Genomic DNA, 19,448 nt, shown 5'->3' on the forward strand with positions numbered 1-19,448 from the left:
GCTCAGGGACGTGGCACGTTGCGCAGGTTCGCGCGGGCCATGGACACGACCTCGCCCATGCCGCCGCCGAGGACCTCCTTGCTCATCGCGGCGGCGAAGCCGCGCACCTGACCCGCGGTGATGGTCGGCGGGATGGACAGGGCGCGCGGGTCGGTGACGACGTCGACGAGCGCCGGGCCGGGGCGGTGCAGCGCGTCCTCGAGCGCGCGTCGGACGTCCTTGGGCTTCTCGACGCGCACGGCCGGGATGCCGATCGCGGTCGCGACCGCCGCGTAGTCGACCTGCGGCGACTCGGTGCCGAACATCGGCAGGCCGTCGACGAGCATCTCCAGGCGCACCATGCCGAGGCTCGCGTTGTCGAACAGGACGACCTTGACGGGCAGGTCGTACTGCCGGGCGGTGATGAGCTCGCCGAGCAGCATGGACAGCCCGCCGTCGCCGGCCATCGCGACGACCTGACGCCCGGGCTGCGCGGCGGCGGCGCCGATCGCGTGGGGGAGCGCGTTCGCCATCGAGCCGTGGAGGAACGACCCGATGACGCGGCGCTTCCCGTTCGGCGTGATGTAGCGGGCGGCCCACACGTTGCACATGCCCGTGTCGACGGTGAACACGGCGTCGTCGGCGGCGACCTGGTCGAGGACGTCGGCGACGTACTCGGGGTGGATCGGCGTCGTGCGCTCGACGTTCTTCGTGTAGGCGCCGACGACGCCGCCCATCGCCTTGCGGTGCTTCGCCACCATCTTGTCGAGGAACGTGCGCGATCGGGCCTTGCGCACGAGCGGCAGGAGCATGCGGACGGTCTCTCCCGCGTCGCCGACGACGGCGAGGTCGAGGCGCGTGCGACGTCCGAGGCGCGTCGGCTCGACGTCGACCTGCGCGGTGCGCACCGAGTCGGGCAGGAACTGGTCGTAGGGGAAGTCGGTGCCGAGCAGGACCAGCAGGTCGCAGTCGTGCATCGCGTCGAACGCGGCGCCGTAGCCGAGCAGGCCGGACATGCCGACGTCGAACGGGTTGTCGTACTGGACGAACTCCTTGCCGCGCAGCGAGTGGCCCACGGGTGCGGCGATCTTGTCGGCGAGTGCGATGACGTCGTCGTGCGCGCCGCGCACGCCCGCGCCGGCGAAGATCGTCACCTTCTTCGCGGCGTCGATCGCCTCGGCGAGCTCCTGCACTGCGGCGAGGTCCGGGACGATCCGCGGCCTCGCGGGGCGGCACGCGACGTCGGGCACGGCGGCGGGGGCATCGAGGTCGGCGACGTCTCCGGGCAGGGTGAGCACCGAGACCCCGGGCGAGCCGTACGCGTGGTGGATGGCGGAGTTGATGACGCGCGGTGCCTGGGCCGCGCTGGAGATCATCTCGGAGTACACCGAGCACTCGGTGAACAGGCGGTCCGGGTGCGTCTCCTGGAAGAACCCCGTCCCGATCTGCGCGCTGGGGATGTGGCTCGCGATGGCGAGGACGGGCACGCGCGAACGGTTCGCGTCGTACAGGCCGTTGATGAGGTGCAGGTTGCCCGGCCCGCACGACCCCGCGCACACCGCGAGCTCGCCCGTGACCTCGGCCTCCGCGGCGGCGGCGAACGCCGCCGACTCCTCGTGGCGCACGTGCACCCACTCGATGCCCTTGCCGGCGTTGTCACCGCTGTTCGACCGGTGCACGGCGTCGACGACCGGGTTGAGGGAGTCGCCGACGATGCCGTAGATCCGCTTCACCCCTGCCTCGATCAGCTGGGCGACGAGCAGGTCCGCGACCGTCCGGTCGCGCTTGTCCTGAGGGGATCGGCCGATTCCGAACGGCATGACGTACCTCCACGGGTGGGGACGGGTCGTCCTCCATCGTGCGTCGGGCCGCGCGGCGTCGCAGGGCGAGCGGGCGTCTCGTCGGTCACGTCGCGCCCGTCACCGCGCGGCAGGAGGCTCAGCCGAGGCCGTGCGCGCGGTCGCCCGCGACGGCGGCGGCCAGCTCGGCCTCGGCACGGGCCGAGAACGGGGAGCGGCGCCGTTCGACGGCGCGCGCGGCGTCCTCCGCCGCGAGGTCGGCGTTCACCCCGCCGCCGGCCATGACCCCGGCCGCCGCGGACGCGCCGACCATCGCCGTGAGGTCGCTCGTGTTCCCCGCCGCCCACACGCCCGGCACGGACGTCGCGCCGCGCGGGTCCGCGGGCACGAACCGGCCGCCCATCGGGTGGTCCTCGACCGTCCCGCCGAGCTGCTCGAACAGCTCTCCGCGCGCGACGAACCGCGGCGCGACCGCGAGCGCCCCCACGGCGATCGTCGTGCCGTCGTCCAGCACGACGCCGCGCAGCCGCCCGTCCGCGACGTCCAGGCGGGCGACGCGTCCCTCGACCACGCGCACGCCGAGCGCCGCGAGCTGTTCCCACGCCGCGTCGTCGGGCTCGGGTGCGGTGTGCAGGAAGAGGGTGACGTCGTCGCTGAGCTGGCGCATCAGCAGCACCTGGTGGAGCGCGGCCGGTCCCGTGGCGAGCACGCCGATGCGGCGCCCGCGGACCTCGTACCCGTGGCAGTAGGGGCAGTGGAGCACGTCGGTGCCCCACAGGTCGCGCACGCCGGGGACGTCGGGCAGCTCGTCGACGAGCCCGGTCGCGAGGACGACCCGCCGCGCGCGGACGGGGGTGCCGGACGCGACGTCGAGCACGAAGCCGTCGCCGTCCCGCCGGGCACCGACGACGCGCGCGGCGCGGACCTCCGCCCCGTACGCGGCGGCCTCCTGCCGGCCGGTGGCGAGCAGGTCGCGCGGCGCGACGCCCTCGCGCCCGAGCAGGTTGTGCGCGCCCTCGGCGGGCGCGTTGCGGGGCTCGCCCGCGTCGAGCACGACGACGGAGCGCAGCGAGCGCGCGAGCGTCACCGCGGCGGACAGGCCCGCGGGCCCGCCCCCGACGATCGCGACGTCGTACGGGGTGGTGGTGGTCATGGGTTCTCCCTCGTGAGCGGTGCCCCGTTGAGTGCTGGACATCCGTCGTGTCGAATCGATCCGAGAGCGCAGATCTCCCGCACTCAGCGGAGGGGGCGGCGGGCGGCCCAGAGGATGCGGCCGCTGCGGGCGGTGGGGGCGTCGATGGGTGTGGCGTCGGGCGGTCCGTCCGTGCCCGACGCCGCGTGGCCGGCCCGGGCGAGGAACGCGCCGATCGCGTCCACGTCCTCGGGCGCGAGGTGGTCGGCCAGGTGCTCGTGCTGGCGCTCGAGCGTGGTCCGGACCCAGCGGTCGAGGTCCGGTCCGGGGGTGGGGGCGGCCTCGATCTCGACGCGCTCGACGAGCTCCAGCCCCGCGTCCCGCAGGTAGGGCGTCCAGTCGGGGTAGCGGTTCCACCCGGCCTCGGCCATAGCCCGCCCGACCCGGTCCACGAGGCCCGGCGACCCGACGGACGGCGGCAGGACCGGTGTCGTGCCCGTCATCTCGACGACGGCGGCGAGCCCGCCCGGGACGAGCGCGTCGCGGACGTCGCGGAGCACGCGCGCCGGGTCGGCGACGTGGTGCATCGACGCCGACGCCCAGACCAGGTCCACGGGTCCCACGTCGGGCCACCCGGCGTCGACGTCCGCCTCCACCGTGCGCACGCGGTCCCCGATGCCCGCTGCGTCGACGGCACCGCGCAGCCGCGCGAGCATCGTCGCCGACACGTCGAGGGCGACGACCTCCGCGCCCGGGAAGGCGCGAGCCAGCGCGAGCGTCCCCGTCCCGGTGCCCGCGCCGAGGTCGACGACCGTGCCGGTGCCGGCCGGGGCGAGCGCCGCGACGCGCGCGACCACGTCGTGCAGCAGGTCCGCGAAGACCACGGCGTCGAGGTCGAGGATCTCCGCGCACGCGGCGTCGTCGGGGTGAGCCCCGCCGTGCCCGTGCCCGTGCGCGTGCTCGTGCCCGGGCACGGACGACGGCTCGGTGTGCGCCGGGTCGTGGTGGCCGTGGTGGTGCGTCATGTCTCCACGGTAGGCCGCTTGTGCGCCGATGGCATACAGTCTTGCGCATGACGCAAGAACCGGACCTGGACGCCGTGGTGCGCCAGCGCATCCGCGGGCTGCGGCTCGCGCGCGGCTGGACGCTCGACGCGCTCGCGGCGCGGTGCTACCTCAGCCCGTCGACGCTGAGCCGCATCGAGACGGGCGGGCGCCGCATCGCCCTCGACCAGCTCGTGCCGCTCGCCCGCGCCCTGGGGACGACGCTCGACCAGCTCGTCGAGCCCGTCGACGACGAGGACGTCGTCATCCGGCCCGAGCCCAGTCGTCAGGAGGGCGTCACGACGTGGCTCCTGTCGCGCGAGCGCGCCGGCTCGACGGTCGCGAAGATGCGGATCACGCAGGAGAGGCCGGTCGGCCCGGCGCACCAGCGCGTCCACCCCGGGCACGAGTGGTTCACCGTGCTCTCCGGCACCGCCCTGCTCTACCTCGGCGAGCGGCGCATCCTCGTGCGGGCGGGGCAGGCGGCGGAGTTCTCGACGATGGTCCCGCACTCGTTCGGCGCGCACGACGGCCCGGTCGAGATCCTCACGATCTTCGACCACGACGGCGAGCGCGCCCACCTGCGCGACGCGCCGGCGCCGGAGCGCGCGGACTGACCCCGCGGCGTCGGGCATCCGTGGGCGCCGAACCCCGGGTCGCTCGGCACGACGGGCCGATCCTGACGGACAACCCGGGGTTCGGCAGCGGACCGACGGTCAGCGCGGCGGCGCGACCCGCTGGCGCGTCGCCGTCCGCTGCAACGACCGCAGGGCGGCGAGCGCGAGCACGACGGCGAGCAGGGCCGCCGCGACCACGACCTCGAACCCGGCGTGGGCCCCGGCCGCGTCGATGCGCGACCCCGCGACGGACGACCCGATCGACACGCCCACACCGAGCGACGTCCCCACCCAGGCGAGGCCCTCGGTGAGCTGGTGGGGTGCGACGAGGTTCTGCACGAGGCCGTTGCCGTTGATCAGCGTCGGGGCGATCGCGAACCCGGTCACGAACATCACGGCGGCGAGCACGGGCAGCGACGTGACGAAGAAGAACAGGGTGACGCCCACGGCGAGCCCCACGATCCCGAGGACGAACCGGCGCCACAGCGGCGACACCCAGTGCCGTGCCCCGTAGACGAGGCCCGAGACGAGCGACCCCGACGCGAACACCCCGAGGATGATTCCGGCCGCGCCCTGCTGCCCCTGCTCCTCGGCGAACGCGATCGTGGAGACGTCGGTCGCGCCGAACACGATGCCCATCGCGACGAAGATCACGGCGAGCACCACCATGCCCGTCGACCGCATGGCGGACCGTTGCCGCACGCCCGGCTCGGGCACGACGAGCGGCGGCTCCGTGGCGCGCTGCGACAGGAACCACAGCCCGCCGACGACCACCGCGACGAGCGGCACGACCAGCCCCGCGGCGGGGGACACGCTCGTCGCGAGCACCGTGGCGAGCACGGGGCCCACGACGAACACGAGCTCGTCGAGCGCGGACTCCAGCGAGTAGGCCGTGTGCAGGCGCGACGGGTCGTCGAGCGCGTACGTCCAGCGTGCCCGCACCATCGACCCGTACGACCCCTGCGTCCCGCCGGCGAGCGCCGCGAACACGTAGAGCGTCCACTCGGGGGCCTCCAGCACGGCGCTGAGGATCAGCCCGCCGAGGCCCACCGTGGTGACGGCCAGCAGCGGGAGCATCACACGGCGCTGACCCACCCGGTCCACGAGCCGCGCGATCTGGGGCGAGCACACCGCCTGCACGACGATGAGCACCGCGGCGACCCGCCCCGCGAGCGCGTACTCGCCGTGGATGCCCTGGATCATGAGGATGGTCCCGATGCCGACCATCGACATCGGCAGCCGGGCGACGAGCGCCGCCGCGGAGAACCGCCACGCGCCCGGTGTGGTCAGGACCGCGCGGTACGGGTTGCGCGACACCGGGGCCGTGGCCGCGGTGCCGCGCCCGGCACTGGGGTCGTCGTCCTCCGGTTCCACCGGGGGGATCGAGGGGTCGTGCGCCACGCAGCCAGTGTCGCACCCGGTGACCACATGGTGGACGATGGGCGCCATGAGCCAGGACACAGCCCCCGACGGTCAGCCCGACGCCACCACCGTCGAGGTCGTCGACACGGGGGACCGTTACGAGGCGCGCACCCCGGACGGCCGCCTCGCCGGGTTCGCCGAGTACGTGCGCCGCCCCGGCGCCGTCGTCGTCACCCACACCGAGGTCGACCCCGCGGACGAGGGGCAGGGCATCGGCTCCGCGCTCGCCGCCGGGCTCCTCGACCAGGTCCGCGCCGCCGGGGACCACGTCGTCCCCCTGTGCCCGTTCGTCAAGGCGTACGTCGCGCGCCACCCGGAGTACCAGGACCTCGTGCAGCACTGAGCCGGTCCGGGCGGCCGACGGCGCCCCCCGACCGGACGCACGACGGCGCGGGTGCGGTCGTGCCGCACCCGCGCCGTCGGGCGGTGTCCCGCGTAGCGGTCAGGAGATGGTGCCGGTCCCGGACCCCTCGAGGCGCTCGTCGTGCAGGAGCTCGCCCTCCTTGTCCACGGGCGTGATGACCGACTCGAACGTGATCGGGGACCCCGCCTGGTACGGGAAGTTCTCACCGTACGAGTACGACTGGCCGGTGCCGAGCGTGTACACGGACGGGTCGCGGAACGCGCCCGTGGCGAGCGCGTCGCGGTTCACGCCCTGCGCCTCGGTGAGCTCGAAGTCGGTGATCGAGTCCATGCCCTGCATGTAGGGCCAGTCGTCGTACCGGGCGTCGGTGTTCACCAGGCTCGACCCGAGGTCGACCGGGTCGCCCTCGTTCGTCACGACGTAGTTCACGTAGACGATCTCGTCGCCCACGTCGATGATCGGCTCGTTGTTCTCCGGGTCCACGAAGTTCCCGGTCTTCGTCGCCTCGACCACGCTCACCTGGTAGACGTCCACGCGCACGTCGCCCACGGTGTAGCTCGCGATCTCCTCGCCGGGCGTCGTCACCGGGTTCGCCCACTCGGGCTGCTCACCGTCGGAGGACGCCGCCTCGGCGTCCTCCTCGGCGGCCTCGGTCTCCTCCTCCGCGGGCTCCGTCGCGTCGTCGGTCGTCTCCTCGACGGCAGGGGTCTCCGTCTCGGCGGGCGCGTCGCCACCGTCGGAGCCGCACGCGGCGAGACCGAGGACGAGGGCGGACGCGACGGCGAGGCGGGCGGTGGTGCGGGCAGGGCGCATGACGGCTCCAAGGTCGGTGAGAGGGTCCGCCGCGACCCTACGTGAGCCCGTCGCCGGGGACGATGGGGTGCGCTCCCCATGAGACGTGCGTCTCGCACCCCCGCGCGCCCGGGGACCTTCGACCTGTTGCGCACCCCCGCGGCGCCGGGGACGCTTCGAGGTATGCGTCGCCCTCCCGTCGCCGCGTCCCGGTGCCGCCCGTGACCCGGCTGCGCGTCGAGCACGCCGACGTCGTCGTCGTCGGCGGCGGGGCTGCCGGGCTGAGCGCGGCGCTCGCCGTCGCGCAGGACGCGGCACGCGCTGCGGCGACGGACGAGGGGAGCCGCGCGCCCGTCGTCGCGCTCGTGTCGAAGGTGTACCCGATGCGCTCGCACACCGTCGCGGCCGAGGGCGGGGCCGCGGGCGTCGTCGGGGACGACGACTCCCTGGAGCAGCACGTCGCCGACACGCTCGCCGGCGGTGCCGGGCTCTGCGAGGAGGACGCCGTCCGGTTCGTCGTGGAGCGCGCGGCGGGGGAGCTGTGGCGGCTCGAGAACTGGGGCCTGCCGTGGAGCCGCACCGACGACGGCCACGTCGCCGTGCGCCGGTTCGGCGGGATGAGCCGCGCCCGCACGTGGTTCGCGGCCGACAAGACGGGCTTCCACCTCCTGCACACCCTCTTCCAGACGTCCCTGCGGTACTCCGGCGACGGCGCGACGATCCGCCGGTACGACGAGCACCACGTGCTCGACCTCGTCCTGGACGACGCGGTCTCACCCGGCTCGGCCGACGCCGACGACGGGCCGGGCGGCCGGGTGCGGGGCGTCGTCGTGCACGACCAGCACCGGGGCGAGCCGCTGCTCCTCGCCGCGCCCGCCGTGGTGCTCGCCACGGGCGGCGCGGCACGCGCGTGGGGCACGAGCACGAACGCGGGGATCGTCACGGGCGACGGCACGGCGATGGCGCTGCGCGCGGGCGCGCCGTTGCGCGACCTCGAGTTCCTCCAGTTCCACCCGACCGGCCTGCCGGGCAACGGCATCCTGCTCACCGAGGCCGCGCGCGGCGAGGGCGGCGTCCTGCTCGACGCCGACGGGCGCCGCTACCTCGCCGATTACGGCCTGGGCCCCGAGACGCCCGTCGGGGAGCCCGTGCCCCGCACGATGGAGCTCGGCCCGCGCGACCGGCTCTCCCAGGCGTTCTGGCACGCCGACCGGGACGGCCGCACGATCCCCACCCCCGACGGCGGCGTCGTGCTGCTCGACCTGCGCCACCTCGGGCGCGCGCGCCTCGCCGACCGGCTCCCGCTCGTCTCCGGTCTCGCGAAGCAGTTCGCCGGCGTCGACCCGGCGCTCGACCCCGTCCCCGTCCGCCCGACGGCGCACTACACCATGGGCGGGATCCGCACCGACGCGCACGGCGCGACGAGGATCGGCGGGCTGTTCGCCGCCGGGGAGTGCGCGTCCACCGGGCTGCACGGGGCCAACCGGCTCGGGTCGAACTCGCTCGTCGAGACGCTCGTCGTCGGGCGGGCGGCGGGCGAGGCGGCGCTCGCGTGGTCGCGTCAGGCGTCCGCCGGGCGGGTCGCGGGCGGGGCGTCGTCGGCCGGGGGCGGGGTCGGCCTGGGGAGCGTGGAGGCGGACGTCGTGGACCGGGCGGCCGCCGTGGCGGACGCGTACCTCGCGATGCGCGGCCGGGGGAGCGAGCCGCCCGCCGCGATCCGGGCCGAGCTCGGCCGCGTGCTCGACGCCGACGTCGGGATCTACCGCGACGCCGACGGCCTGCGCCGGGCGCTCGCGACCGTCGAGGACCTGCGCGCCCGGTACGCCGACGTGCGCGTCGCCGACACCGGCGCCGTGCTCAACACCGACTGGGCCACCACCGTCGAGCTCGGCGCCACGCTGCTCGTCGCGCACGCCGCCGTCCTCGCCGCGCTCGCTCGCGAGGAGTCGCGCGGCGCGCACCAGCGGCTCGACTTCCCGGCGACCGACGACGCCCCGCGCCACTCGGAGGTCCGGCTCGGCGCGGACGGCGCGGTCGAGGTCACGCACGTCCCGGTCGGGCTCCGCGGTACCGGGTGGCCCGCCGAACACGAGGTTGATGTCGTCAACGGGGCCAGAACGGCAGCAACGTCGTTCTCGGCGGGGGAGGGCGCGTGAGCGAGCAGACCGTGCGCCTCGAGGTGGCGCGTCAGGAGCCCGACGGCGCCGCGCACCGCGACGTGTTCGACGTCCCGTTCGACGACCGCACCTCCGTGCTCGACGCCCTCCAGTGGGTCAAGGACCACGCCGACCCCACGCTCACGTTCCGCTGGTCCTGCACGATGGCCGTCTGCGGGTCGTGCGGCGTCATGGTCAACGGGCGCCCCGTGCTCGGCTGCGAGACGTTCGTCCGCGGCTACCGCACGTCGGGGCTCGTCGTCGAACCCCTCGCGCACGCCGAGGTCCTGCGCGACCTCGTCGTCGACACCGACACCTTCCTCGGCAAGCTCGCCGCCGCGCAGCCCTGGCTCGTGCCCGACGGCGCCACCCGCCTCCCCCTCGCCGGGTCGCCCGAGGCCGGTGGCCCGGTGTCGCACGAGCCGGTGTCGCCCGAGCCGGGGGTCGCCGAGGGCGACGACGTGCTCCGGGCCGTGGGGCCGTCGTCGGGCAGCGTGCAGACACCCGGCCAGCTCGCCGCGTTCAAGGGCTTCGCCGAGTGCATCGACTGCATGCTCTGCTACGCCGCGTGCCCCCAGCTCGACGTCGCGCCGGACTTCCTCGGCCCGGCCGTCGTCGCGACGGCGCGCCGCTGGGACGAGGACTCCCGCGACGCCGGCGAGCTCGACCGTGCCGACGTCCTCGACACCGAGTTCGGCGTCTGGCCCTGCATCCAGGTCGGCGCCTGCACTCAGGTCTGCCCGAAGGGCGTCGACCCCGCCCGTGCACTGCGCGACGCCCAGCGCGTCGCGACGGAGACGTGGGACGCGCGGCAGATCTAGGCTCCACCGCGTTCGGCCGGATCGAACGTTCGACGCGACAGAACGTTCGATCGAGCTGTACGGTGATCGCGAGCGAGAGGGGTCGGGATGCCGGCAATCGACGAGATCGACGAACGATTCGAGGAGATCGGCCGCGCGCTTCGGGGTGATCGGATGAGCGTGTACCGCGACGGGCCGCGCGCCACTGTCGAGCTCGACGGTCTCGCTGTCAGCCGTCGCTGGGTGTGGGGCGACGAGAGCGCGTGGGCTGCGATCGCCAACGGCACCGACGAGTACCAGGACGTCGTCGTGATCGATTCACGCATCCCCGCCCACGCGGCGGTGACCGCGCGGCGCCGAGGGGTCTGGTTCGTCGACGCCTGCGGGAACCTTTACGTCGAGGCGCCCGGGATTCGTGTCGACATTCGAGGACGCCGCCCGCCCGGTGGTCGATCTGCCACCAAGCGAACGGTGCGGGCGCGCGAGACGAATCTCATGAGTGCTCGGCGCGCGCAGGTCGTGTTCTGCCTTCTCGCGTGGCCAGAGCTCGTGACCTCGAGCGTCCGGTCGATCGCTGACGCGGCCGGGGTGTCCATCAGTCTCGCGCACAGCGTTGTCGCGACGCTCACGGACGAGAAGCACCTTGTTCCTGGCACCTCGAAGCTCTTTCGTAAGGACGAGCTGCTTGACCAGTGGACCGCGGCGTATCCCTTGGGCCTGGCGCGTTCGTTGGAACTCGGGCAGTTCGTCGGCGAGCCGTTGGTGGAACCGTGGGCCGCCGCGTTCGGCGAGCATGTCCAGGTCAGCGGCGAGGTAGCCGCCGAAGGTCTGCGCGGACCGGGCCTCGTGCTCTATGTCCCGAAGATCGATACCCGGGCAGTTGTCGAGTCCCGCTGGCGCCGACCGGAACCTGGAGCCAGCGGCAACATCGTGGTGCGCCGAAGGTTCTGGAACGAGCCGGAGGCGACGTTCCATCCGCACGCCGAAGGGGATGGGCCCCGAAGTGCACCCCTGCCTCTCGTGTACGCCGATCTCCTGGCGTCCCACGAGTCCCGGCAACGTGAGGTTGCGTTGGCCATGAGAGGAGTCGTCCTTGGACGTGGCGCTTGCTGAGAAGTACCTGCAGAGCTCACCCACAGCGATCGTGCTTCAGGAGCTGGGCAAGGGCTTCCTCGATCCCGTCCCTGTCATGCTCGTCGGTGCGGCGTGTCGGGATGCGTTGCACGCAGGGTGCGGCTTCGACATGCCGTTGCGAGGGACCGACGACCTAGATCTCGGGATCGCGGTGGCCGACTGGTCCGCGTACGAGGCGCTCGTCGCAGATCTCGAGCCTGTCCCAGGTTCTACGTCCGGGATCCGGTATGAGGTCGCGGGGCTGCCGGTCGACATCATGCCTTTCGGTGATGGCGTCGAGGTGCCTGACGGCGTCGTCAACCCGCCGGCCAGACGCCAGGGCATGAGCGTCTTCGGGTTCCAGGACGTCTGGAGCGACGCCACGGAACTCACCATCAACGAGGATCTGCGGGTGTGGCTGCCTAGCATCGGCGGCTACACGCTTCTCAAGCTGCGAGCATGGCTCGACCGCGCTCCACAAGGGCACTACAAGGACGCACCCGACCTGGCGTGCGCGATGTACTGGACCCTTGACCCGGAAGACCTCGGAAACCACACGGATATCGTCATGACTCGTCTCTACGACACGGACGAAGGAATCCAGCTCCTCGAAGAGACCGACTTCGACGATCGCGTCGCGGCCTGTGCGGTTGCTCGTCCGTGACGCGATCGGCGTACTGAGGCCAGAACGCAGGCCAGAGTTGCGGTCCGACTGGACGGCCGGGCCCGAAGACGGCCTCCTGGCCAGCGAGCTCGCAAACTCGCTCCTTCCCGGCTGGCCGACACGAGGGGAGTCGAGACTGCAGGAATTCGCGCAAGCGGTCCGTGCCGCGATGATCGCCGGGTCGTAGTCCTCGTCCGCCAGCCCGGGTGCGGGCTCGACGATGCATCACGGGTCGGACGCGAGGAGTTCGCCGCTCCCGGCGTCGGCATGTGATCGGCTGCCGCCGCAGCCGTTGCGGAGCTCGAACCCCCGCACTTGCGGGTCAGCTTCCGAGCGCCGCGGAGACGACGTCCTTCGCCTCGGCCTGGACCTGCTCCAGGTGCTCGGCGGAGACGAACGACTCGGCGTAGATCTTGTACACGTTCTCCGTGCCGGACGGGCGGGCGGCGAACCAGGCGTTCTCGGTCGTGACCTTGAGGCCGCCGATGGCGGCGTCGTTGCCGGGCGCGTTGGTGAGCTTGGCGGTGATCTCCTCGCCCGCGAGCTCGGTCGCGGTGACCTGCTCGGGCGAGAGCTTGCCGAGCGTCGCCTTCTCCTCGAGCGTCGCGGGGGCGTCGACGCGCGCGTACCAGGACTCGCCGTACCGGTCGACGAGGTCGCGGTGGTGCTCCGACGGCGACCTCCCGGTCGTCGCGAGGATCTCCGACGCGAGGAGCGCGAGGAGCAGGCCGTCCTTGTCGGTCGACCACACGTTGCCGTCGGTGCGCAGGAACGACGCCCCGGCCGACTCCTCGCCGCCGAACCCGACCGACCCGTCGAGCAGCCCGGGGACGAACCACTTGAACCCGACCGGGACCTCGACGAGCCGACGCCCCAGGCCGCCCGCGACCCGGTCGATCAGCGCGGACGACACGAGCGTCTTGCCGATCGCCGCGCCGTCGGCCCACCCCGGCCGGGCGCCCCCGTAGAGGTACTCGATCGCGACGGCGAGGTAGTGGTTGGGGTTCATGAGCCCCGCGTCGGGGGTGACGATGCCGTGCCGGTCGGAGTCGGCGTCGTTCCCGGTCGCGACGTCGAACGGCGCGCCACCGGCCGCGTCGCCCGTCATCCCCGCCACGAGCGACGCCATCGCGTACGGCGAGGAGCAGTCCATGCGGATCTTGCCGTCCCAGTCGAGCGTCATGAACGACCAGCGCGGGTCCACCTGCGGGTTCACGACGGTGAGGTCGAGCCCGTACCGCTCGCCGATCGCGCCCCAGTACTCGACGGACGCACCGCCGAGCGGGTCGGCGCCGATGCGCACGCCGGCAGCCCGGATCGCGTCGAGGTCGAGGACGTTCGCGAGGTCGTCGACGTACGTCGTGAGGAAGTCGTGCCGGTGCACGTGCTCGGACCCGAGCGCCTGCTCCAGGGGGACACGGCGTACCGCGCCGACGCCGGTCCGCAGGATCTCGTTCGCGCGGTCGGCGATCCAGCCGGTCGCCTCGGACCCGGCGGGGCCGCCGTGCGGCGGGTTGTACTTGAAGCCGCCGTCGCGCGGCGGGTTGTGCGACGGCGTGACGACGATCCCGTCGGCCAGGCCGGGCCCGGTGGTGCGGACGCCCTCCGCGGTCGCCGCGCCGTTGTGCAGGAGGATCGACTGCGACACCGCGGGGGTCGGGGTGAACGAGTCGCGTGCGTCGACGAACGTCTGCACGCCCGCGGCGGCGAGGACCTCCAGCGCGGTCTGCCACGCAGGCAGCGACAGGGCGTGCGTGTCCCGGCCGATGTAGAGCGGGCCGTCGGTGCCCTGGGAGCGGCGGTACTCGACGATCGCGGCGGTGATCGCGACGATGTGCGCCTCGTTGAACGCGTGGTCGAGGCTCGACCCGCGGTGCCCCGACGTGCCGAACACGACCTTCTGCGCCGGGTCGTCGACGTCGGGGGCGAGGTCGTAGTAGGCGCTGACGACGGCGTCGACGTCGATGAGGTCGGAGGGCTGGGCGGGCGTGCCGGCGCGGGGATCCATGGGGTCGATCCTGCCAGGGTGCGACCGCGCACGTCAGCCGGAGCGGCTACGTCGCGGGGTCAGGGTCCTGCGCCGTCGCGTTGGCGCGGTCGATCGCCATCTCGACGGCGTCCAGGAGGCGGTCGAGGCTCGGGCCGAAGGGCCCCTGCGGAGCGTCGAAGCCGCCGCCGACGTAGATGCGGGTCATGGCGGGGTAGCGCTCGACGTCGAACCAGTCCTCCCAGAACGAGCCGAGCGTGGTCCAGTACTCGTCGTTGCCGATGCCGGTGGCGTCGCTCTCGGCCGTCTCGGCGACGGTCGAGCGGGCGAGGCCCTGGACGTAGTTGTCGACGAGCCCGAGGGTCTCGGCGACCTGCACCTCCGACAGGCCGGTGTCGATGATGCTCCGCAGGCCCGCCTCCTGGGCGTCGAGGACGTGGGGCGCGAGGGGCGCGCGCCACATGTTGGTCTGCAGGACCCAGGGGTGGCGCAGGTAGAGGTTCCACGTCTCGTGGGCGTACTGGGTGAGCGCGGCACGCCAGGGGGCGCCCGGTTCGGGGAGGTCGAGCTCGGCGTAGGCACGGTCGATCATGAGGTCGACGAGCTCGGTCCGGCCGGGGACGTACGTGTAGAGCGACATCGCGCCGACGCCGAGCTCGGTGGCGACCCGCCGCATGGAGAGGGCGTCGAGCCCGCCCTCCTGCGCGACGGCGATCCCGGCGTCGACGACCTCGTCGAGCGTGAGGCGGGCCTTGCGCCCGCGGGTGGCGGGGGCGGGCGGGTCCCACAGCAGGGCGAGGCGGCGTGTGATCTCGGGGGTGCGCACGACCTCGGTGAACTGCTCGCGGGCGCGCTCGGCGGCGTGGACGGCGGAGGTCACGCCGGCGTCGGCGGCCGCGACGACGCCGCGCGGTCGCCCGGTCCCGGCGGGCTCGTCCGTGCGGTCTTCCGTGCTGGTCACGTGGCCATCCTCCCCGACTCTCGCCGGCGGCCCTCGTCGGAGGGCGGCGAGAACAGGCCTGCGTTTTTCCGTACACCGTATGCTAACGTGGTCGAGCATATTCCGGTACGGCGTACGAAAGGGTGGCTCCGGTGATCCGAGCCCGAGGCCTGACCAAGACCTTCCACCGCAAGAAGGAGACCGTCGAAGCCGTCAAGGCGATCGACGTCGACGTCCGCGAGGGCGAGCTCGTCGCCTTCCTCGGCCCCAACGGGGCAGGCAAGTCCACGACCCTGAGGATGCTCACCAGCCTCCTCGAACCCACTGCCGGCACCGCCGAGGTCGCCGGGTACGACGTCGCGCGCCACCCCGCGCACGTGCGCTCGCGCATCGGCTTCATCGGGCAGGGCAACGGCGGCGGCTACTCCTACCGCGTGCTCGACGAGCTGCACAACCAGGGCCGGTTCTACGGCCTGCCGCCCGCCGAGTACTCGCGCCGCGCGGCCGACCTCCTCGACGCGCTCGACCTCGGCGGCCTCGAGAAGCGCACCGTGCAGTCGCTGTCCGGCGGGCAGCGACGCCGGCTCGACGTCGCGCTCGGGCTCATGAACCACCCGCCCCTGCTGTTCCTCGACGAGCCCACCACCGGCCTCGACCCGCACGCCCGCGCCAACCTCTGGGAGCACATCTCCGCGATGCGCGAGCGGTACGGCATGACCATCGTCCTCACCACGCACTACCTCGACGAGGCCGACGACATGGCCGAGCGCGTCGTCGTCATCGACCACGGCGAGATCATCGCCGACGCCACGCCCGACGCCCTCAAGCGCGACCACGCCGACGACGTCATCACCCTCACCGCCGCCCCGTTCCCGGGCGACGCCGCAGCGCAGGCCGGGGACGCGGCGTCGGGCACCACCGCGGTGCCCGACGCCGCGGCCCGCGTCCGCGCGACCCTCGCCCCCGACGTCGGCGAGGTCGAGACCACCGCCGGCCCCGACGGCGCCACCACCGTCCGGATCTCCACCACCCACGGCGCCGACCGGCTCCCCGAGGCGATCGAGTCGCTGCGCGTCGGCGGGTTCGCCGTGCGGTCCGCCGAGCTGCGGCAGGCGAGCCTCGACGACGTGTTCCTCAACCTCACCGGACGCTCCCTGCGAGAGGAGGCGGCGTGATGGCCACGACGACGCAGACGACGGGCGCGCCCGCCGCGACCCGCACCGACCCGGCGCTGCGCACCGGCGCCGCGAAGTTCTTCGCCGACACGTGGGCCGTGTTCGCGCGCGAGATCCTGCTCGTGCTGCGCGACCCCTTCACCCTGATCTTCTCCCTGCTGCAGCCGCTCGTGTTCCTCGGGCTGTTCGGGCCGCTGCTCACCGGCGCCGTCGGCGGGTCGTTCGGCGGGGGCGACGGCGCGAGCACGGCCGACACCCTGCAGTGGTTCGTGCCCGGCGTGATCGTCATGATCTCGCTGTTCGGCACGTCGATGAGCGGGTCGAACCTGCTCTACGAGTTCATGACGGGCTCCTACGAACGCGTCCTCGCGACACCGCTGGACCGGTCCGCGATCCTCGTCGGCCGCTCCCTCAAGGAGTTCGCGCCCCTCGTCGTGCAGGGCCTCATCATCGCGCTCGTGTGCGTGCCGTTCGGGTTCACGCTCTACCCGCTGCACCTGCTCGCCGGCCTGCTGCTGCTCGGGCTGTTCGGCATCGGCGTCGGCGCGCTGTCCATCGCCCTCGCGCTCGCCGCGAAGAACCGCGAGTGGCTGTTCTGGGGCGTGCAGCAGACGCTCCTGTTCCCCCTGCTCATCCTCTCCGGGATGATGCTGCCGCTCGAGGCCGGCCCCGCGTGGATGCGCACGGTCGCGCTGTTCAACCCGCTGACCTACGTCGTCGACGCCGAGCGCGCGCTCCTCGCCGGGTCGTTCGCCGACACCGACGTGCTGTGGGGCTTCGTCGCCGCCGCCGTCACGTGCGTCGTCGGGCTGTGGGTCGGCATCCGCCGCACCCGCAGGACCGTCTGACCAGTCTGACCCGAGGGGAGCCGCGGACAGGGGCTCTCCCACAGGACGGCGCCGCCCGCGGCGACGGAGGCCCGGGCGTCGAGGACGCGCTGGTTGGTGCTGCCGCGGAACGCGAGGGTGCGGTCGCGTCGCGCGACGTCGAACGGGCCGTCGACGAGCACGTCGACCTCGGCGAGCAGGGCGCGCCGGTCGGGCGGGCCGGCGAGCAGCTGCTCGACCGTGAAGCCCGTCCAGCACCACACGTCCTTGCGGTCGCCCAGCTCGGCGCGCACGCGGTGCACGAGACGCAGGCAGACCTCCGTGTTGAGGAACGGCTCCCCGCCGAGCAGGGACAGGCCCTGCACGGCAGGGTGCGCGAGGTCGGCCAGCACGCGGTCCTCCAGCGCGCCGTCGTACGGACGCCCGTACCGGAAGCTCCATGCGGCCTCGTTGAAGCAGCCCTCGCACGCGAACAGGCACCCGCTGACGTACAACGAGCAGCGCACGCCCTCGCCGTCGACCACGACGAACGGCTGGTAGCCCGCGACGTGCCCCCGGCTGACGCGCTCCGAGCGCCAGCCGGGCCCGGGGGTCCGGGCCACCGTCTACACCCGGGCCGGTGTCGTGCCCGACGCCGCGGGGTCGCCGGCCGCGGCCGGGTCACCGAGCCGAGTGGGCCCGGCCAGGTGCTTGACCCGCGCGGAGATCTCCGCGTGGCGTCCCGGGACCATGGGGCGCTGCTGCGGGTTGCCGAGGTAGCCGCAGGTGCGCTTGACGACGTCGCACGTGCGCGGGTCGGTGGTGCCGCACCCGGGGCAGGCGAAGCCGCGCGCCGTCGGCTCGAAGTCGCCCGTGAACCCGCACGCGTAGCACCGGTCGATCGGGGTGTTCGTGCCGAGGTAGCCGACGCGGTCGTACGCGTAGTCCCACACCGCCTCCAGGGCCTTCGGGTTCTGCCGGAGCACCGGGTACTCGCAGTAGTGGATGAACCCGCCCGAGGAGTACGGGACGTACTCGGCCTCGAAGTCGAGCTTGTCGAACGGTGTCGGGTCCTTGCGGACGTCGTAGTGGAAGCTGTTCGTGTAGTAGCCCTTGTCGGTGACGTCCGGGACGCGGCCGAACCGCTCCGTGTCGAGGCGGCAGAACCGGTCCGTGAGGCTCTCGCTCGGCGTCGCGTACACGGAGAACCGGTAGCCGTGCCGCGCGGTCCACGCGCTGGCGTGCTCGTGCAGGGTGCGCAGGACGTCGAGCGTCAGACCCTTCGCCTGCGGGTCGTGCTCCCACGCGCCGCCGTGGAACGCCGCCGCGACCTCGTACAGCCCGATGTACCCGAGCGACACCGTGGCGCGACCGCCGCGGAAGAGCCGGTCGACGTCGTCGTCCGGTGCGAGGCGCTGCCCGAACGCCCCGTGCTCGTAGAGGATCGGGGCGTTGCCGGGGGTCGCCTCGCGGCAGCGCTCGATGCGGGCCACGAGCGCGTCGTGCACGGTGTCGAGGCGCTCGCCGAGGATCGTCCAGAAACGGTCCAGGTCGCCGCCCGCCTCCAGCGCGACGCGCGGCAGGTTGAGCGTCACGACGCCGAGGTTCATGCGCCCCTCCGCGACGTCGCGGCCGTCCTCGTCCTGCCACCCCTGGAGGAACGACCGACAGCCCATCGGGACCGTGAACGAGCCCGTGAGCTCGACGATCCTGTCGTAGGACAGCACGTCCGGGTACATGCGCTGCGTCGCGCACTCGACGGCGAGCTGCTTGAGGTCGTAGTTCGGGTCGCCGGGGTCGAGGTTGACGCCGCGGCGCAGCGTGAGGACGAGCTTGGGGAAGATCGCCGTGCGGCCCTCGCGCCCCAGCCCGCGGATCCGGATGTGCAGGATCGCGCGCTGGATCTCGCGCTCGAACCATCCTGTGCCGAGGCCGAACCCGACGGTCGTGAACGGCGTCTGACCGTTGGACGTGAACAGCGTGTTGATCTCGTACTCGAGGCTCTGCATCGCGTCCTCGACGTCCTTGCGGGTCCGGGTGCGCGCGTACTCCTCGTGCTGCGACGGGTCGGGGATCCACCGCTCGGCGTCGGCGAGGTGCTTCGCGAGGTTCTTCGCCGCGTACGGGGCGAGGAGCTCGTCGATGCGGTTGACCGAGCAGCCGCCGTACTGGCTGGAGGACACGTTGGCGATGATCTGGCTGATCTGTGCGGTCGCCGTCTGGATGGACCGCGGCGGCTCCACCTCGGCGTTGCCGATGCGGAACCCGTGCTCGAGCATCTCGCGGAAGTCGACGAGGCAGCAGTTCGTCATCGGCGCGTAGGGGTGGTAGTCGAGGTCGTGGAAGTGCAGGTCGCCCCGCTCGTGGGCCCGTGCCACGTGCGGGGGGAGCATGCGCAGCCCGACCACCCGGCCGACCGCACCGGCGGTGAGGTCCCGGTGGGTGGTGAAGACCTCGCTGTCCTTGTTGGCGTTCTCGTGGACGACCCGCCGGTCCTTGCCGAGCAGCCGCCCGACGGCCCGGTCGAGGTCCGCGGCGCGGGTGCGCGGGGCGTCGTCGTGGTCGTCGCGGGCGATGCTCCAGGGCGGTGCGGTCGGTTCGAGCCTGGTCGTGCTCATGGTGCACGTCCCCCTCTGCCCACCGGGTTCTCGTCGCCGTC

16 protein-coding genes and 1 pseudogene are annotated in these 19,448 nt (G+C 73.3%); 8 read left to right on the forward strand and 9 right to left on the reverse strand.

Going from position 1 to position 19,448, the window contains the following annotated elements:
* Nucleotides 1–2 precede the first annotated feature (2 nt).
* The 3 genes from LGQ04_RS00360 to LGQ04_RS00370 all read right to left on the reverse strand — a co-directional run bounded on the left by LGQ04_RS00360 (nucleotide 3) and on the right by LGQ04_RS00370 (nucleotide 3,935).
* Entirely contained in the window at nucleotides 3–1,799 is a 1,797-nt protein-coding gene (locus tag LGQ04_RS00360) for a pyruvate dehydrogenase (protein WP_229241503.1), read from the reverse strand.
* A gap of 118 nt (nucleotides 1,800–1,917) precedes the next feature.
* Complete coding sequence (locus LGQ04_RS00365) at nucleotides 1,918–2,931, reverse strand: NAD(P)/FAD-dependent oxidoreductase (protein WP_229241504.1); 1,014 nt, start codon at nucleotides 2,929–2,931, stop codon at nucleotides 1,918–1,920.
* An 83-nt stretch (nucleotides 2,932–3,014) separates the two neighbouring features.
* Nucleotides 3,015–3,935 (reverse strand): class I SAM-dependent methyltransferase, encoded by a 921-nt coding sequence (locus LGQ04_RS00370; protein WP_229241505.1) that lies wholly within the window; start codon nucleotides 3,933–3,935, stop codon nucleotides 3,015–3,017.
* Nucleotides 3,936–3,982: 47 nt separating this feature from the next.
* Between LGQ04_RS00370 and LGQ04_RS00375 the strand changes: the two genes are divergently transcribed.
* Entirely contained in the window at nucleotides 3,983–4,570 is a 588-nt protein-coding gene (locus tag LGQ04_RS00375; RefSeq protein ID WP_229241506.1) for a helix-turn-helix domain-containing protein, read from the forward strand.
* Between the two features lie 99 nt (nucleotides 4,571–4,669).
* On the opposite strand, the gene LGQ04_RS00380 is transcribed toward LGQ04_RS00375, so the two are convergent.
* A complete protein-coding gene (locus LGQ04_RS00380; protein WP_372469846.1) occupies nucleotides 4,670–5,971 on the reverse strand; it encodes an MFS transporter in 1,302 nt (433 codons plus the stop codon).
* 46 nt (nucleotides 5,972–6,017) lie between these two features.
* On the opposite strand from LGQ04_RS00380, the gene LGQ04_RS00385 reads away from it, so the two are divergent.
* Complete coding sequence (locus LGQ04_RS00385) at nucleotides 6,018–6,335, forward strand: GNAT family N-acetyltransferase (RefSeq protein WP_229241507.1); 318 nt, start codon at nucleotides 6,018–6,020, stop codon at nucleotides 6,333–6,335.
* Between the two features lie 99 nt (nucleotides 6,336–6,434).
* On the opposite strand, the gene LGQ04_RS00390 is transcribed toward LGQ04_RS00385, so the two are convergent.
* Complete coding sequence (locus LGQ04_RS00390) at nucleotides 6,435–7,169, reverse strand: hypothetical protein (RefSeq protein WP_229241508.1); 735 nt, start codon at nucleotides 7,167–7,169, stop codon at nucleotides 6,435–6,437.
* Between the two features lie 200 nt (nucleotides 7,170–7,369).
* Here LGQ04_RS00390 and LGQ04_RS00395 point away from each other — a divergent pair, with 200 nt between their 5' ends.
* From LGQ04_RS00395 to LGQ04_RS00410, 4 genes are all read left to right on the forward strand, one after another.
* Nucleotides 7,370–9,304 carry an FAD-binding protein gene (locus LGQ04_RS00395; RefSeq protein WP_229241509.1) on the forward strand — a complete coding sequence of 645 codons (1,935 nt, stop codon included), beginning with the start codon at nucleotides 7,370–7,372 and terminating at the stop codon, nucleotides 9,302–9,304.
* Entirely contained in the window at nucleotides 9,301–10,125 is an 825-nt protein-coding gene (locus LGQ04_RS00400; protein ID WP_229241510.1) for a 2Fe-2S iron-sulfur cluster-binding protein, read from the forward strand. Before LGQ04_RS00395 ends, LGQ04_RS00400 begins: the two co-directional genes overlap by 4 nt.
* Before the next feature lie 87 nt (nucleotides 10,126–10,212).
* A complete protein-coding gene (locus LGQ04_RS00405) occupies nucleotides 10,213–11,217 on the forward strand; it encodes a type IV toxin-antitoxin system AbiEi family antitoxin (protein ID WP_229241511.1) in 1,005 nt (334 codons plus the stop codon).
* Entirely contained in the window at nucleotides 11,198–11,881 is a 684-nt protein-coding gene (locus LGQ04_RS00410; RefSeq protein ID WP_229241512.1) for a hypothetical protein, read from the forward strand. Before LGQ04_RS00405 ends, LGQ04_RS00410 begins: the two co-directional genes overlap by 20 nt.
* A 322-nt stretch (nucleotides 11,882–12,203) precedes the next feature.
* On the opposite strand, the gene pgm is transcribed toward LGQ04_RS00410, so the two are convergent.
* Complete coding sequence (gene pgm / locus LGQ04_RS00415; RefSeq protein ID WP_229241513.1) at nucleotides 12,204–13,889, reverse strand: phosphoglucomutase (alpha-D-glucose-1,6-bisphosphate-dependent); 1,686 nt, start codon at nucleotides 13,887–13,889, stop codon at nucleotides 12,204–12,206.
* A gap of 46 nt (nucleotides 13,890–13,935) precedes the next feature.
* Nucleotides 13,936–14,829, reverse strand: a complete 894-nt coding sequence (locus LGQ04_RS00420) for a TetR/AcrR family transcriptional regulator (RefSeq protein ID WP_229241514.1) — start codon at nucleotides 14,827–14,829, stop codon at nucleotides 13,936–13,938.
* Nucleotides 14,830–14,960: 131 nt separating this feature from the next.
* Here LGQ04_RS00420 and LGQ04_RS00425 point away from each other — a divergent pair, with 131 nt between their 5' ends.
* Entirely contained in the window at nucleotides 14,961–15,983 is a 1,023-nt protein-coding gene (locus tag LGQ04_RS00425; protein WP_229241515.1) for an ABC transporter ATP-binding protein, read from the forward strand.
* Entirely contained in the window at nucleotides 15,983–16,831 is an 849-nt protein-coding gene (locus LGQ04_RS00430; RefSeq protein WP_229241516.1) for an ABC transporter permease, read from the forward strand. The genes LGQ04_RS00425 and LGQ04_RS00430 overlap by 1 nt, the downstream gene beginning before the upstream one ends.
* Nucleotides 16,832–16,920: 89 nt before the next feature.
* Here LGQ04_RS00430 and nrdG read toward each other — a convergent pair.
* Both nrdG and nrdD read right to left on the reverse strand, forming a co-directional pair.
* Nucleotides 16,921–17,412 (reverse strand): annotated as a pseudogene (nrdG, locus tag LGQ04_RS00435) (anaerobic ribonucleoside-triphosphate reductase activating protein); the annotation flags it as partial.
* 3 nt (nucleotides 17,413–17,415) lie between these two features.
* On the reverse strand, nucleotides 17,416–19,407 hold the full coding sequence (nrdD, locus tag LGQ04_RS00440) for an anaerobic ribonucleoside-triphosphate reductase (protein ID WP_229241517.1): 1,992 nt from the start codon (nucleotides 19,405–19,407) through the stop codon (nucleotides 17,416–17,418).
* Nucleotides 19,408–19,448: the final 41 nt, after the last annotated feature.

Source organism: Cellulosimicrobium marinum, assembly GCF_020551945.1.
GTDB lineage: Bacteria > Actinomycetota > Actinomycetes > Actinomycetales > Cellulomonadaceae > Cellulosimicrobium > Cellulosimicrobium marinum.